This window comes from Sulfuricurvum sp. (assembly GCF_019163035.1).
Classification (GTDB): Bacteria; Campylobacterota; Campylobacteria; order Campylobacterales; family Sulfurimonadaceae; genus Sulfuricurvum.
The window spans coordinates 1-14,705 of the sequence record NZ_JAFLKV010000154.1; the positions used below are offsets into that span (position 1 = coordinate 1).

At 42.8% G+C, this 14,705-nt stretch carries 14 protein-coding genes; all 14 read right to left on the bottom strand.

Features of this window, described 5'->3' with window-relative positions; genetic code table 11:
• Window positions 1-255 precede the first annotated feature (255 nt).
• The gene (locus JZU62_RS10740) at window positions 256-2,277 is read right to left on the bottom strand and encodes a molybdopterin-dependent oxidoreductase (protein WP_295014662.1); all 2,022 of its coding nucleotides are present in this window, start codon (window positions 2,275-2,277) and stop codon (window positions 256-258) included.
• Window positions 2,264-4,174, bottom strand: a complete 1,911-nt coding sequence (locus JZU62_RS10745; RefSeq protein WP_295014664.1) for a ferredoxin--nitrite reductase — start codon at window positions 4,172-4,174, stop codon at window positions 2,264-2,266. Before JZU62_RS10745 ends, JZU62_RS10740 begins: the two co-directional genes overlap by 14 nt.
• Window positions 4,152-4,928 carry a uroporphyrinogen-III C-methyltransferase gene (gene cobA / locus JZU62_RS10750; RefSeq protein WP_295014666.1) on the bottom strand — a complete coding sequence of 259 codons (777 nt, stop codon included), beginning with the start codon at window positions 4,926-4,928 and terminating at the stop codon, window positions 4,152-4,154. The genes JZU62_RS10745 and cobA overlap by 23 nt, the downstream gene beginning before the upstream one ends.
• Before the next feature lie 190 nt (window positions 4,929-5,118).
• Window positions 5,119-5,544: an Rrf2 family transcriptional regulator gene (locus JZU62_RS10755; RefSeq protein WP_295014668.1), complete on the bottom strand. Its 426-nt coding sequence runs from the start codon at window positions 5,542-5,544 to the stop codon at window positions 5,119-5,121.
• 10 nt (window positions 5,545-5,554) lie between these two features.
• Window positions 5,555-7,195, bottom strand: coding sequence for a bifunctional protein-serine/threonine kinase/phosphatase (locus tag JZU62_RS10760; protein ID WP_295014670.1), 1,641 nt, complete (start codon window positions 7,193-7,195; stop codon window positions 5,555-5,557).
• Window positions 7,195-8,472, bottom strand: coding sequence for a nitrate/nitrite transporter (locus JZU62_RS10765; RefSeq protein ID WP_295014672.1), 1,278 nt, complete (start codon window positions 8,470-8,472; stop codon window positions 7,195-7,197). The genes JZU62_RS10760 and JZU62_RS10765 overlap by 1 nt, the downstream gene beginning before the upstream one ends.
• A 97-nt stretch (window positions 8,473-8,569) precedes the next feature.
• Entirely contained in the window at window positions 8,570-8,836 is a 267-nt protein-coding gene (locus JZU62_RS10770; RefSeq protein ID WP_295014674.1) for a cytochrome C oxidase subunit IV family protein, read from the bottom strand.
• A gap of 8 nt (window positions 8,837-8,844) precedes the next feature.
• Window positions 8,845-9,444, bottom strand: a complete 600-nt coding sequence (locus JZU62_RS10775; RefSeq protein WP_295014676.1) for a cytochrome c oxidase subunit 3 — start codon at window positions 9,442-9,444, stop codon at window positions 8,845-8,847.
• Window positions 9,437-10,228, bottom strand: coding sequence for a CbbQ/NirQ/NorQ/GpvN family protein (locus JZU62_RS10780; RefSeq protein WP_295014678.1), 792 nt, complete (start codon window positions 10,226-10,228; stop codon window positions 9,437-9,439). Before JZU62_RS10780 ends, JZU62_RS10775 begins: the two co-directional genes overlap by 8 nt.
• 11 nt (window positions 10,229-10,239) lie before the next feature.
• Window positions 10,240-12,006 (bottom strand): VWA domain-containing protein, encoded by a 1,767-nt coding sequence (locus JZU62_RS10785; RefSeq protein ID WP_295014680.1) that lies wholly within the window; start codon window positions 12,004-12,006, stop codon window positions 10,240-10,242.
• Complete coding sequence (locus tag JZU62_RS10790; protein ID WP_295014682.1) at window positions 12,006-13,388, bottom strand: cbb3-type cytochrome c oxidase subunit I; 1,383 nt, start codon at window positions 13,386-13,388, stop codon at window positions 12,006-12,008. Before JZU62_RS10790 ends, JZU62_RS10785 begins: the two co-directional genes overlap by 1 nt.
• Window positions 13,389-13,397: 9 nt before the next feature.
• Window positions 13,398-13,844, bottom strand: coding sequence for a cytochrome c (locus tag JZU62_RS10795; RefSeq protein WP_295014684.1), 447 nt, complete (start codon window positions 13,842-13,844; stop codon window positions 13,398-13,400).
• A 215-nt stretch (window positions 13,845-14,059) separates the two neighbouring features.
• Entirely contained in the window at window positions 14,060-14,224 is a 165-nt protein-coding gene (gene nrdD / locus JZU62_RS10800) for an anaerobic ribonucleoside-triphosphate reductase (RefSeq protein WP_295014686.1), read from the bottom strand.
• Between the two features lie 138 nt (window positions 14,225-14,362).
• Window positions 14,363-14,659 carry a c-type cytochrome gene (locus tag JZU62_RS10805; RefSeq protein WP_295014688.1) on the bottom strand — a complete coding sequence of 99 codons (297 nt, stop codon included), beginning with the start codon at window positions 14,657-14,659 and terminating at the stop codon, window positions 14,363-14,365.
• Window positions 14,660-14,705: the final 46 nt, after the last annotated feature.

Sequence of the window (14,705 nt, forward strand, 5' to 3'; positions counted from 1 at the left end):
AGAGGGTAAAGAGTACCATCGATACGATCGCCCATAATAGCCCAAATACAAAAAAGGGCTGATGGGGCTGGGATAGAAAATAGTTTTGTTTTTTAGGGGAGGGTGATGTCGAAAAAGTAGACATTTTGGATTCCTTATAAAGTATGGGGGAGTATATCGAGATAGTCAAGGGGAGGTATTGACATAAATCAATATAGATTCAGCTATCCTGATCAAAAAATATCGTATCAAAGAGAAAGTTCTCCAGTATAGGGATCATTTTTTAATAACTAATACCTGTGCTGATTTAAGGGCACTTTGAGACGAAAAAGGGTCATTCAAAACAGGGACTAGAGTATTGATTGGAGTTTGCGGATAGCCAAATGGAGCAAAAAGATGTTTATATGCTAATTTTCCAAAACGTATGGGAAGTTCGAGAGTACCCAAATCATTTTTGATTATCACTGTATCTCCTACGTCTATTCCCATTTTTTCCGCTTCGTCTGAGTTCATTAAAAGATAGGGTTCTTCTTCCTCTTTTAATAGTTCGTTAGACAATCCTGTACGTGTCATAGTATGCCACTGTTTTTTTGTTCTTCCAGTAATAAGAATGAATTTATCTGGATCAATCATGGATGTAGATGAGATAACGGGATGAAATTGAACTTTAGTCGATGTTGTAGCAAATATTTGATTGCTATAGAGCCGTTCTCCTCCCCACTGATACGATATGCTATTGTACTCTTGGGTACTTTGATCGCACAACCGATTTTCACTCAGCGCTTTATACTCATCATAAACTGCTTTTATATTCGTATACTCAAAGCCCGAAAAACCAAGTTTTTGTGCAACAGAGTAGATAATATCGAGATCACTTTTAGATCCATCAGGAGCAGGTTTAAATGGGCGTATACGTTTAATATAGCGCTCAGAATTGGTCATGCTCCCTTCCTTCTCACCCCATGTATGGGTTGGTAGTATCAAATTCGCCATTGCTGCGGTTTCACTCATAACACAGTCTTGAACAACTAAAAAAAGATCAGGAGAATTAAGGGCATGTTCTGTTTTATTAAGATCGGGAAGGGTAAGAAGAGGATTCGTACAGGTCACCCATAAAAAGCGGATATCTTTGGTAAGAATAGAATCGATAGCGTCTGTAATAGTGATACCCGGAATAGGGGAGATTGTATTATGAAAAAGGTTCCAATGGTTTTCGCATGTTTGTCGGTCCGATAGTGTCCGAACATCGCGGTAGCCTGGAAGTCCGTTTGATAGATAGCCAACTTCTCGCCCTCCCATTGCATTAGGCTGACCGGTGAGAGAAATCGGACAACCTCGGGAAGCATTAAGACGACCCGTTGCTAAAAAGAGATTCATAAATCCGATATTACGCATAACTCCATCGGTTGCTTGATTGAGTCCTTGGCACCATAACCCTACGATTTTTTTATCCGATGCAAAACACTGTACTATTTGTTCAGCGTTTTGTTGAGAGATGCCACACGCTTCGATTGCAGATTCAAATGAGATCTTTTGTGCTTCGGATAGAGTTTGTTCAAATCCCTCTGATACACGTCGTATAAAATCAATATCGCAGGCACTTTGTTTATGAAGCGCAGAAAGAATAGCATTGTAGAGTGTGGTATCGCTACCGCTGTTTAATCCGATCCACAAATCACTTTTTTCGGCGGTTTCGGTACGGATCGGATCAATGGTAATAATAAGTGTTTCAGGGTGAGATTTTTTTCGTGCTAATATACGTCTAAAAACTACCGGATGAGCCCATGCAGGGTTTGAGCCACTTATTAAAATGACATCCGCGTCATCAATGTCTTTATAATTTCCGACCGGACCGTCGCTTCCAAACACCATTTTATGTGCAATGACGGCACTCGCCATACAGAGTCTGGAATTCGCATCCACGTTGTTGGTTCCCAAATATCCTTTGATGAGTTTAGTGAAGAGATAGCTCTCTTCACTAAGGAGTTGCCCTGAGAGGTAAAAATAGAGGGCATTTTTGGGAAGTTGCAGGATATTATCGGCAATATAACTGAACGCTTTGTCCCATGATATGGGTTTAAACGGCTCATGTTTATGTTGACGGTATAGGGGAGTATTCAATCGTGCAGTGTCGAGCACTTTTGCCATTTGAATGGGTTTAAAACAAAGCTCTCCCAATGTAGAAGGGTTCGATTTGTCTCCTTTTACTTTATAACTAGTTCCGTTGCATTCTACATTAAGAGCACACCCTGTCCCACAAAAAGGACAGCCGGTAGAAATTGTATTAGAGAGATTCATTCTCACTCTTTTCTAAAGCAGTAACAATTTCGGTAAAAACTTGGTATCTATTCATCGGGTTAGGATGGATCATTCTTTCGATGATTGCCGTATAAGGGAGATACCGTTTATCGACCGTTTTGAGATCAAATGAAAACGGTTTTTTCCCCTCTAAAAAGGGGTCTTCGACCTCATAGGCTTTTATTCCGGTAATCGATTGAACCAGAGATAATCCATAGGCATAGATTTCATCACTCTCTTTATGGCTTCCTCCGTGGGATTTCAGATTAAAATGGAGGAGAGATTCAAGGGATTGAAGTGTAACCAAACGGTTCCATCGCATCAAAAAACCGATCGCATAGTTGCTGTAGCGGATTTGCAGGCGGTGGATAAAATGTTCCAAACTCTCTTTAGAGACGCGTAAATCACGGTACTCGCGCATCAACTCGGCAACGAATTCGCGAGCCTCTTTGAGGACGATTCCTTTGAGCAACAGATGTGCTTCTTCTCCCTCACCGCTCAAGCTTCCGCCGATGAATATATCGACTCCGAGCACTGTTTTTCCGTTACGCGGTACTTTGCATCCGACAAACCCCAAATCTCCCGCACCGTGTACTCCGCATCCTTTGATACAGGCTGACCAGTAAAGGCGTACTTTCGTATCCTCTAAAGGTACTTCACGGCCCAAATATTTACCCATATCAATCGCGTTGGGTTTCCCCGGAATGACACCGAAAGGACAGTGTTCAGACCCTGCACAGGCGATGAGGTTCGCCATATAGGGTGAAGGGCGGTTCGGATACTTGGCAAAGAGAGGAGAGGTTAACGCATCGCCCTCATCCCTGATTCCGGTGATGATGAGGTTTTGCTCGATCGTGAGGCGGATAGCTCCGTTTTGTGACTGGGCAATTTTGGCCGCATGGAGGAGGTGAGTGCCGCTAAATACACCCGAGGGGACAGCGGCATAAAGGGCAAATGATCCATCATTTAGAGCAATTCTTCCATAATGATCTCCCCCTTCTAAACGGGTAAGGCTTTCACCCGCTTTAGGCATTGAATGCCCTAAATATTCTTCAATTGCATTTCTAAACTCACTCATCCCGACCGCTTCGATCAGAAACTTCAAACGGTTTTTATTGCGGTTATCACGGAAACCATAGGTTTTAAAGAGTGTTGCCACCGCTTCAAAGACGTGAACCGCCTCGGATGGGGTAACAAACATATCGGCGTCATGCGCCAAACTTCCGACACGTCCTCCCAGATAAAGGTTAAAACCGTACATTCCCTCTTTCTGTGCGAGGGAAAGGGCAAAATCCTGACCGAAAATATTACAACGATTGCTGAGTGAACCGTTGATACCGATGTTGAATTTGCGAGGTAGTGTCGTAGTCCAATCGGGATTTTTTAAAAAGATAGATTGAATCTGCTCCATAATCGCTTTAGTGGAGAGTATGTTATCCATCGCCAAGCCATCGAGCGGATCGATGAGGATATTTCGGAAATTATCGACCCCCGTTTGATAGCTGGTCAGTCCGACCGCCTCTAAGAGTTTGAGTGATTCAGGAATATCTTCGATTGCGAGATAGCGCAGTTCGATCTGTTGGCGGGTCGTGATATCAATGTAGTCTTGACCAAACATCGACGTAACATATCCAACTGCCATCGCCTGCTCTACGCTTAAAGCTCCTCCAGCAATCCGTACACGGATCATAAACCGTTCAGGGGTAGCGGGTCGATCGAAAATGCCGAAACTTTTAAGGACAAAATCTTTATCTTCATCGGTGATGGAAGCGTAGCCGCTTTTGGAATACCCTATGAGCCGTTCCCATGCTTCGGTCGCACTGAAGGCATCTTTGATCGATTCGGTTTTGTGTCGTTTGATACTTCGTTCAGCGTTAGCCTGCGCAAGCGATGTCATAACATTCCCCCTTGGATTCATAACGATAGGTTGGGAGAACCTGTGCTAAATTGACGACATTTCCGAACACCAAGATAGCCGGTTTAGGTGCCGCTTTTGCAGCGATGATAAGTTCCCCAAGGGTGGTAATGATGGAGCTTTGGATGGCAGTGGTGGCATTGGAGATGATAGCAACGGGCAATGCGGAATCCACCCCTTTATCCAGTGCCTCTTTGACAATCTGACGGGTACGGCTGAGACCCATGAGGACGACGGTGGTGTGATCTTCGACACTTAACATCGGAATCCATGAGAGGTTAACCCGGTCTCCTGAGAGGTGTGCCGATACGATCGATACACCGGTACTGACACCGCGCGCAGTAGGTGCGATTCCGGCGGAAAGTGGACCGGATAGTGCGGATGAGAGTCCCGGGATAACTTCGGTCTCAATACCGTTTTTCGAAGCGTAAATCGCCTCTTCCGTTCCACGCCCAAAGATGTAGGGATCACCGCATTTGAGCCGTCCTACCGTGTATCCTTGTAACGCATATTCAGTAATCATCGCATTGATCTGATCCTGAGGATAACTATGTTTTCCTTTCTCTTTTCCCACAAACACCACTTTGGTATGCGGGAGAATTAGATCAATTATCTCATCGGTGAGGAGATGATCTATCAGTGCTATATCGAGTTTTTCAATAGTTTTAAGTGCTTTGAGTGTTAGCAGGTCTGCATCACCTGGACCGCATCCAATCAAATAAAGTTTTCCACTCATCATCATCTCCTTAGAGTCTATATTCAGACTTTTTTATCTTTAAAAATAATAGTGTAAAATTGAGTAGATATAGGCAAGTTTTTGATTGTTTTTTAATCAGTTTAATGGATGTGAATGTATGAGCTAATAAATATGATATATTTGATTAGTAAAAATGAGATAATTCGCAAGACCCGATTATAGGGATTTTCTAAATTCGTTTGATTCTGCGGTGTAATATATCTTCTTCAATTTCACTCAGACGCATAGCAGAGTACATCTCTATCATCTCTTGACGCCATACATCCCATTGGGCATGAAGAGCACATGGTTTTTCCGCTTCACAATCTCCGATTCCCAATACACATTCATCAAAAAAGGTTGTTCCATCAACCGCTTCGATAATCGAGAGGAGGGTGATATCGGAGGCTTTGCGTGAGAGTGTTACCCCGCCAGCTGCTCCGCGCTGAGAGATCAGTATCCCCGCATGAACCAGTTTTTGAAGTGATTTTGCCATAAAATGAAAAGGAAGTTCCAGTGCTTCACTAATCTCTTGTATTCGATGAAACTCATCGGCAGGTTTGGTGGAGAGCCATACGGTAGCTCGAATCGTATCTTGGCAAGCAGAGGAAAGCATTTAAAAACCTTTATTTGGTAACGTACAGATAAAATGTGATCATTTCTAATAGTAACAGAATTATAAATCCGATTTTATAAAAAGTAGCAGGGGAACGTTCGATTAGGGGGGTAGAGGTGCAAAAAAACGGCTTTACTTTTTCCGGCGATTTGAGATCATAAAAAAGTTCTGAGTAGTGGCGGTAGCGTAATGTAGGGTCAATGGCGATGGAGCGCATAATGACCGAATCGAGCCAAAGAGGAATATTTTTATTAAAAGTTACTGGGCGTTTGGGTGATTTGAAGGTTGGGGTTTGAAACGGTTCAATCTCTCCATAAGGAAATTTTCCGCTAAGTGCCCAATAAAGTGTAACTCCGATCGAGAAAATTTCGGTTGATTCGTTGATAGCACTCTCACTAAATCGTTCAGGTGCGAGATAGGTGGGTGTTCCTGCACGCGAAGCCGTCGAAAAAATCTCGACGATAGAGCCAAAATCAACCATTTTAAAATCAACCCCCGCTTCACCGTCACGTTGATAGACGAGAATGTTTTCGGGTTTGATGTCGCCGTGTACGAGACCAAGATGGAGTAGATGGGCTTCTGCGCGATGGAGAAATTTGCCCAAAGCTATGGCATTGTCCACCGAGAGAGTACGGTTTTTGAGATACTCTAACAGATTCACCCCCTCTATCAGTTCCATCAGGTAGTAACGCATACTACGATTTTCCGGTATCCATGCCTGTCCAAAGGCTTTGTGGGTAATTTGTTTGGCGTACCATGCTTCGTGTACAAAGGCATCAAGAGCTTCGTCATCTTCCGCTTTCAACGGAAACTTTATCACATAGAGTTCTGAATCTTTAATGACTTTCCAAATACGTCTGTGCTCCATCATAGGAGAGAGGAGGGTATAGCCGTCGATGATTTGCCCCTCACTCAGGGTTTCAGGGATGATAAGGGGGGTATTTTTGATCGCATAGAGTGGATCGAGAGCTTCGATACGAAAAATCTGGAGGCTCATGTCATCACGATCTTTGAGATCGCAATTTTGGGTAGCGCTATAGATAATAGTCGAGGCACCTAACCCTTTTTGGATCATATCAGTAAAGACGTTCTCCTCTAAGAGATTGTAGACACCATCACTGCACAGTATCAGGGTATCGCCGATGGCTACAGATGTGGTGAGTATGACCGGATCGATATTTTCACTCAATCCGCACGCAGAGGTTAAGACATGGGACATGTATTCATCATCCATCGTATGATCATTGCTGAGATGGCGAAGTTCACCCTCTTTTTTCAGTAGATAAATACGTGAATCCCCAAGATTGAGAGTATAGAGATTTTCCCCCTCGATCACAGCGAGACATAGGGTTGTTAGAAGCTCAATTTTCCCATACTGCGTCATTGATTCTTTGAAAAGGAGACTATTGATGTGGCGGGTAAATACCTCCATCGTTTTGGGAATATCCCAAGCACGAGGGCGGTTTTTGAACTGATCAATAAAAAATTTGACGCATTGGCGTGCGGCAGTTCCGCCACGTGAGGCACTTCCGACTCCATCGCATAACACGCTTATCAGCAGAGCATTATCGATGATGCTGTAGGCACAAGCGTCATCGCCTGTAGTGGCGTCTTTAGGAAGGATGAATTCGGAAGATTGTACTTTTAGCATTAAATTCTTGCTCCTGATGTGGCACCCCATGTCGTGCGCCATCGTGTTTTAACCAAACTGATTCCCGATAAGGCAATCATCGTCATTACCGCAAAGATGACAAATCCGGCTGTGTAGCCATCAAATGCTCCTTGTGACCATCCGAATGTTTTGATCAGAGCTGTTCCTCCCAATCCGCCTGCCATACCGATCAGACCCGTCATCACACCGATATCTTTGCCGAAGCGCTGCGGTACGAGTTGAAACACCGATCCGTTTGCCATCCCAAGATTCGCCATAATCAGAAACATGACAACAATCGCTGCCCAAAACGGCAAGCTCACAAATGCACTGATGAGGGCTAAAACGATGATACTACCGTAAAAGACATAAAGCGATTTTATTCCCCCCATCTTATCGGCGATAGCTCCGCCCACCGGACGAAGGAGTGCTCCAGCAAAGATACACAATGCTCCGAAATATCCTGCAATAACTTTCACGTTCTCCTCGTTAATAACATCCAGACCAAATGCGGACATATCGCTTTGATAGGTATTCATCAAGTACACTTTCATGTAGTTGGCAAATCCAATAAATCCACCAAAAGAGACAGAGTAAAAGAGATTAAACCACCATGTATCACGGTCACGCATTAATTTCAAATAATCACCTAGTTTTTTAGGATTTGGTTTATAGACAGATGCAGGGGCATCTTTTGCTAAGAATATATACGCGACGAGAACGATAAACGATAAGAGTGCACCGACGAGGAAGACTGCTTGCCATCCCCACACTTCGGCAATTTTAGGTGCAAATAAAAAGTCGATGACAACACCGATATTTCCCGCACCCGCGATCCCTAAAACGGTTCCTTGTAAACGAGGAGGATACCATTGACCCGCTTGAGGTAATGCGACGGCAAACGATGCCCCGGCAAAGCCCAGTCCTAAGGCTACGAATAACAACTGATCGTACGTAATGGTTCCTGCGCTGATATATCCGTAAAATAACGTTGCAATAACGATGACTTGGGATACTAAAGCAGTTTTTTTAGGCCCGAATTTATCGACAAATATTCCCAGTACTAAACGCAGTATTGCTCCGGCAAGTACTGGAACTGCGAGCAGTGTCGCCGTTTGATCGGCATTCATCGAAAAACCGCGTGAGGTTAAAGACTCATTGATCTCCGTTGCAAGTGGCCCTAACATAGTCCACATCATAAAACTAAAGTCGAAATACAAAAAGGCGGCAAAAAGTGTTGGCCAGTGTCCCTCTTTTTTTAAATCACCGAATTTCATCTTCTCTCCTAATTAGGATTTTTTTATCCGAAATAATTGTAGTCTAAAAATGAGGAAAATGTCTACATATTTATGGTTAAAATTTAATCAGTGTAAACTAGAGTGTTTTGAGTGAAGGTAGATAATACGCTACAGCGATCATCGAGAGAATGAGGATGAGCCAAAGCGTTGGTATCAGTCTATAGCGGAGTCGAGTCTCTTTTAATCCCATAAAATAATCACTTATCAATTGCCCTTTTAAAAAAGTGCTAATCAACAAAATGGCAACCAAAAACGTACTAATAAGCTTAAAATGTCCCAATGCATAAGCAAAAACCGATAAAACTGCCAAAATGCTCCAGATGGTTTCTGCTTTTAGGTTCATTTTGTCTCCTAGCGGATGATATAGACTAAGGGAAAGAGGACAATCCACAGCAAGTCCACTAAATGCCAATAGATTGCACCTGTTTCAAGACCTCTATGCTCCTGAGGAGTGTAGCCTTGGACTTTTGTTTTTTGGTAGAGATTGAACAAGATTATGACACCTAAAGAGACATGCATAAAATGAAACATGGTCAATAGTAGATAAAACATGAAGAAGGTATTGGTACTGAGGGTAATGCCTTGAGCAAAGATATGAGAAAACTCGCTCAGCTTTAAAAGGAGAAAAAGTATACCAAAGAGGATAGCCAATAAAAGCCATTGTGAAGCGACAATACTTGATTTATAGCTAGTGTGTTGTGTCATGTTTTTAATTTTTTGGACGGCTTTTATGATAAAAAAACTGCTCGTGATTAAAATAAGGGTGTTAATAAATCCGATATTTTTGTTCAGTAGAAGTTGAGAGTCATTAAACATTTGAAGATTGGCTCTGCGTGAAAATGCGTACCCTACAAATAAAAGTCCAAAGGTGACTAATTCTACGTAGACAATAATCCAAATCGCAAAGTCACCTGGCGGATAGGGCTCTTTTATATCTAAAACTTTAGGCATTAATACTTTTTGTAAAATGGAGAGATATAAGCTTTTCAAGCACCTCTAAAACATCCTCTTCATCACTCAAAGATTCAACAATTGAATGGATGCATGCCTGATAGGGATCAAAGCCGTGGGCAATCAATTTCCCGGCATAAATGAGCAATCGTGTCGATACCGCCTCTTGGATATCGCTGTCACTTAGTCGGCGGATTTCACCCGCAATAGCTACCAGTTTTTGGGCTATCGAGTCCTCCACACCGCTCTCCTTTAGGAGAATTTGTTTCTCAATTTCCGGCGAAGGATAATCAAAACTGAGCGAAATAAAGCGTTGTTTGGTACTGGGTTTCATCCCTTTTAATATATTTTGATACCCCGGATTATAGGAGACGACCAACATAAAATCGGGATGGGCGGCGATCACTTCACCGGTACGATCAATGGGGAGAACCCGACGATAATCGGCGAGGGAGTGTAAAACGACCGTTGTGTCTTTACGCGCTTCAATAATCTCATCCAGATAGCAGATACCGCCGTTGCGCACCGCCTTCGTCAATGGTCCGTCTTGCCAATATGTTCCGTTTTCATCGATAAGATGGCGGCCGACCAGATCGGCGGCGCTGAGATCATCATGACACACTACCGTGTAGACATCCCGTCCCAATTCTTCCCCCATCGCTTCGATAAAACGTGTTTTTCCGCAGCCCGTCGGCCCTTTGATCAACACAGGGAGATTCATCCCCGCCGCCGCTTTGAAAAGCTCGATTTCGTTTCCTTGCGGCACATAGTACATTTTAGACATAGTCATTCCTTTTATTTAGTCAAATTCATATAGATTTCGGGTAACACTTTGGGGAGTTTTTTGGCATCACGGATCACGGCATAGGAGTTTCGCCCGAAAAGGTAGGGGAGGTACTCTTTCGCATCGATATCGATCGTGATACAAAACGGGGTGATCCCTTTTTGTTTCACCTCTTCGATCGCTTTTTTGGTATCTTCTATCCCGTATCGTCCGTCGTAACGATCGACATCGTTTGGTTTTCCGTCACTGAGAATCAGCAGGAGTTTGTTGGCACTTTGCTGTTTCTCTAAAATCTTGGCACTTTCGCGTATCCCAGCTCCCATGCGGGTGTAATACCCCGGTTTAATGGCATGAATCCGACCGCGAACGTTGTCGTTATAGCTCTCTTTGAAATTTTTAATGAGATGAAAGTTGACCTTCGTGTTTTTGATCGATGAAAAGGTATAGATGGCAAACCGATCTTGAAGACGGTGCAATGATTCTGAGAACACCATCAGGGCATCTTGTATCATATCGATAACGCGTATCTCTTGCGTGATTCCCGCTTCGGTGGAGAGGGAAACATCCGCTAAAATCAACGTGGACATATCTCTCGTCTTTCTCTCAAACGTCTCGAAAAATCGCTGCGGATGATTGGAGCGGTTCTGATGTCCTTTGTAATCGATCCAAGTATCGATATTGATCTCATCGCCGTAAGGGAGGTTATCTCTTTTGATACGGTCAAGTTCCATCAGATCCAGCTCACTCTGGATACAGCGCATCATTTTTTCCAGCCGCTTCGGCAATTCGATGGGTTCGGTATGGAGAGAAACTATGGGTTTTATGCAGACATAGTTTTTGAGATAGACTTCATACTTGTAATCCCATTCATCAATAAAATGTCCTTTCCCCAAAGGATACTCTTCAATACTGTTGGCAGAAATATCCAAATCCATTTTGATCCGTGCGGAGAGGTTGGCATCTTTTTGCCCCAGCGTTATCTCATCTAAATCTTCGGCATTGTAGAGGGCATCTTCATCAAAACTGTCGTTTTCCTGCCGATCAACCCGCACTTGCTCCATAAAGCTCAAAATCGATTCGGGCAAAAAGAGGAGCAGTCCATCCGTCTCTTTTTTATCATCGATCTGTTCGCTTTTTTTCTTCATCTGCAAGGTTTCACTCTTGCGTGGTTCGTCATTTTGTCTTTCAACGTCCTCTTCATCCTCTGTAGTCAGGAGCTTGCCAGAGGTAGAAAGAGAAGGATAAATCCACAAAGGATTGGGATAATTATCCGCTGATGAGCCTTCGGATGAAGATTCAATCGTGGATAATTCTGGATAATTGGTTATTAAAAAAGGGTGTGCATAGGCATAAAATTCACTGAAACCGGCGTATTTTTCAATGAGACCATTCGCTGCATTGATATTCTCATTTTCTATCTTTTTTGTTTTGATATTTACGTTTGCCAGCATCGCGATCAACCAATAATAGTGCATCTCATTGTATGCTCTGAGGGGGAAATAGGACAGAGAGGAAGGGAGGTAAATCCCTTTTTCATCTTGCCAGGCAAGGAAAAAAGTTTTACCAGTTCCTGAAAACTTCTCTAACAGTGTTCGTGACGTTTTAATTGATCGTTTATCGGTAATATGAAGTTCTTTGGCTTTTTCACCCCCTAGGAGGTGATAAAAGAGCTTTAACCTTTTGGCAATGTCCGCAAATACGATCTCTTCCTCTTTAAAAAGACGAGACGCTTTTTTGGTGACATAGTGATCCCAAAACTTACCGACTTTTTCATCCATTACGCGTACTCTTTCTCTTCTTTTACGAAGAAACTGTAGAAATAGGTCAACAGCCCCAAGAGAACCATGACACCGAACGCTAAACGAACCATATAAACTTTAGAGATAGCCGCTTGCGTTTCCATAAAGCCGACCGCATGTGCCGAATCAGGAAGTCTTTGCATCTCGATTTGTATGATACCGGCAACGGTTAATGCCAAAGTGAGCCCGATCATACCGAGTACCATCATCCAAAAACTGGCGAGTTCCACTTTTTGCGATTTTGGTCCGTTACCATGAGGTCGTCCTCGAAGGATTGGCATCGCATACGATATCATCGTGAAACAAATCATTACATACGCACCGAAAAAGGCGAGGTGCCCGTGTGCAGCTGTTAACTGTGTACCGTGTGTATAATAGTTGATCGGTGCGAGTGTGTGTAAAAACCCCCAAACGCCCGCTCCTAAAAAGCCCACTACGGCAGTCCCTTTTGCCCATGTTAGTGCTATTTTATTGTCATGCTGAATACGACGGTTTTTTGCCATATTGTAAGCAAACAGAATCATCAAGAAAAATGGAATAGGCTCTGCCGCAGAGGCGATCGATCCGATCCACAACCAATATCCCGGAGTACCGATATAGAAAAAGTGATGCCCGGTTCCGGCAAGTCCGGAGATAAGCGTCATCGCGATAATCAAATAGAGCCATTTATCAATGTGCTCACGATCAACTCCCGTAGTTTTGATGAGAACAAACGCTAAAAGAGCCCCTAAGATGAGTTCCCATGTCCCCTCAACCCACAAGTGTACAACGAACCACCAGAAGAATTTATCCATAGAAAGATTTGTTGGAACGTAAAACGCAAATAAAAAGAAAAATGCCAAACCAAAAAGACCGGTCAATAAAATAACCGAAATGGTCGTTTTACGCCCTTTGATAACCGTCATCGTGACGTTTAAAATATACGAGAGTACGACAATTACAATACCGACTTTCGTAAGTGTCGGCTGTTCCAAAAACTCACGCCCCATAGTAGGCCAAAAGCTGTTCGCCAGTGACTCTGCCAATGTGGAATAGGGGACAAATAAATAGCCGAGGATAGTTGCTACCCCTGCCGCCGCAAAAATCCAAAACGTGAGTTTTGCCAGCATCGGGCTCCAGAGTTCTCGTTCGCTCTCTTCAGGAATCAGGTAATACGTCGCACCCATAAATCCGAACAACAGCAAGACAATCAACAAGTTCGTATGAACCATGCGGAGTACATTGAACGGAATCGCCGGGAATAAAAAGTCACCGTAGAGATATTGTGTCCCCATGGCAAGACCGAAAACAATCTCTCCTGCAAGAAGAATAAGTGCAAAAATAAAATATGGTTTTGCGACCATTTGAGATGAATACTTCATACGCGTTCCTTATCCTTTAATGTTTGGCGGCCACTCTTGATTGTTGACACGAGATGTCCAAATCAAAAAGTCTGCAAGATTATTCACTTGTTCCGGTGTTAAATGAAACTGTGGCATTTTTCTTCTGCCGGGCGCTTCTAGCGGCTGTGCCGCCATCCAACTGGCTAGATACGTTTTAAATACGACTTCATCTCCTCCGCTTAAACGTTGAAATGAATTTCCTAGTTCAGGAGCATAATAAGCCCCTTCACCCATAATGGTATGACAACCGACACAGTTGTTGTTTTCCCATACTTTTTTCCCTAGAGCCACTGATTCCGTAATTTGGTCATCATGACTTAATTTCGGAATTTGCTTTACGGTATCAAAGGAAAGCCCTGTAAATACCAATATGGCAAAAAGTCCCCCACCAAAGTAAATATTTCTGGCCATATTTTTAGTAATACGCTCAGCCATTTCAACTCCTATGTATAATTCCACCAATAGGTAGTAATTGAAATGATACCCTAACAATTTTAATTCTACCTTTAAATAGTATATAAATAAATTCTCATGAAGGATGCGATGAATTAGCAATATTTAAAATAGAAAAATTAATGAAATAGTGAAGATTATTTGTTTAAAAGGGGGATAACAGAAGAGTAAAAACCCTCAAAAGAGAGGTACATGATTTAGGAAGCTTTTTGGCTTTCACAAAAATGGATTCGATCTTTGTGCTCTTGCTTTTTGCCGATATTAAAACTTTCAACCGGGCGATGGTAGCCCATAACACGTGTATATACAACGCATCGGGTACGTTTATCTGCATCCATTTTTAATGATAGATTCGTTTTCATAATATCTCCTTTGTAGTATTCGATTTGGATCCTCAAATAGGAGTTCGTTCAAGCAGTATAGTGCTTTATCGGGGCTTACCTTAAGGAGGGTTTTTTTAATCTATACTGCTCGAACCAACTCCTCAAAAGAGGAGAACATTATTTACTGATATGGGCAGCCAAAGTGGTTATTTGAGCATCTGTTAATGACATAACTTGCCCTTTCATAATCGCTTTTGACGCTGCACCGTAGGTACCGTCTTTGTATCCTTTGAGTGCCATGATAATTTGTGCACTGCTCATATCTTTGATGATTTTGCTTTTACCAAGTGCCGATTTTTCACCCTGAACACCATGACAGGCCGCACATTTTTTAAATAGATCCGTCCCTTCATCCGCCGAAGACGTACTCCATAGACCGAACAAAACACTTACCGCAACTAACACTTTTTTCATTGCAAACTCCTATATAAAGAATACGTTATTGTAAAGCGTTTACAGA

Coding starts and splice junctions, on each gene's coding strand:
- cobA (WP_295014666.1), bottom strand. CDS start 4,928: ATGAGTGGAAAACTTTATTTGATTGGATGCGGTCCAGGTGATGCAGAC.
- JZU62_RS10780 (WP_295014678.1), bottom strand. CDS start 10,228: ATGTCTAAAATGTACTATGTGCCGCAAGGAAACGAAATCGAGCTTTTC.
- JZU62_RS10760 (WP_295014670.1), bottom strand. CDS start 7,195: ATGCTAAAAGTACAATCTTCCGAATTCATCCTTCCTAAAGACGCCACT.
- JZU62_RS10790 (WP_295014682.1), bottom strand. CDS start 13,388: ATGAAGTATTCATCTCAAATGGTCGCAAAACCATATTTTATTTTTGCA.
- JZU62_RS10805 (WP_295014688.1), bottom strand. CDS start 14,659: ATGAAAAAAGTGTTAGTTGCGGTAAGTGTTTTGTTCGGTCTATGGAGT.
- JZU62_RS10775 (WP_295014676.1), bottom strand. CDS start 9,444: ATGCCTAAAGTTTTAGATATAAAAGAGCCCTATCCGCCAGGTGACTTT.
- JZU62_RS10770 (WP_295014674.1), bottom strand. CDS start 8,836: ATGAACCTAAAAGCAGAAACCATCTGGAGCATTTTGGCAGTTTTATCG.
- JZU62_RS10740 (WP_295014662.1), bottom strand. CDS start 2,277: ATGAATCTCTCTAATACAATTTCTACCGGCTGTCCTTTTTGTGGGACA.
- nrdD (WP_295014686.1), bottom strand. CDS start 14,224: ATGAAAACGAATCTATCATTAAAAATGGATGCAGATAAACGTACCCGA.
- JZU62_RS10745 (WP_295014664.1), bottom strand. CDS start 4,174: ATGACATCGCTTGCGCAGGCTAACGCTGAACGAAGTATCAAACGACAC.
- JZU62_RS10785 (WP_295014680.1), bottom strand. CDS start 12,006: ATGGATGAAAAAGTCGGTAAGTTTTGGGATCACTATGTCACCAAAAAA.
- JZU62_RS10755 (WP_295014668.1), bottom strand. CDS start 5,544: ATGCTTTCCTCTGCTTGCCAAGATACGATTCGAGCTACCGTATGGCTC.
- JZU62_RS10765 (WP_295014672.1), bottom strand. CDS start 8,472: ATGAAATTCGGTGATTTAAAAAAAGAGGGACACTGGCCAACACTTTTT.
- JZU62_RS10795 (WP_295014684.1), bottom strand. CDS start 13,844: ATGGCTGAGCGTATTACTAAAAATATGGCCAGAAATATTTACTTTGGT.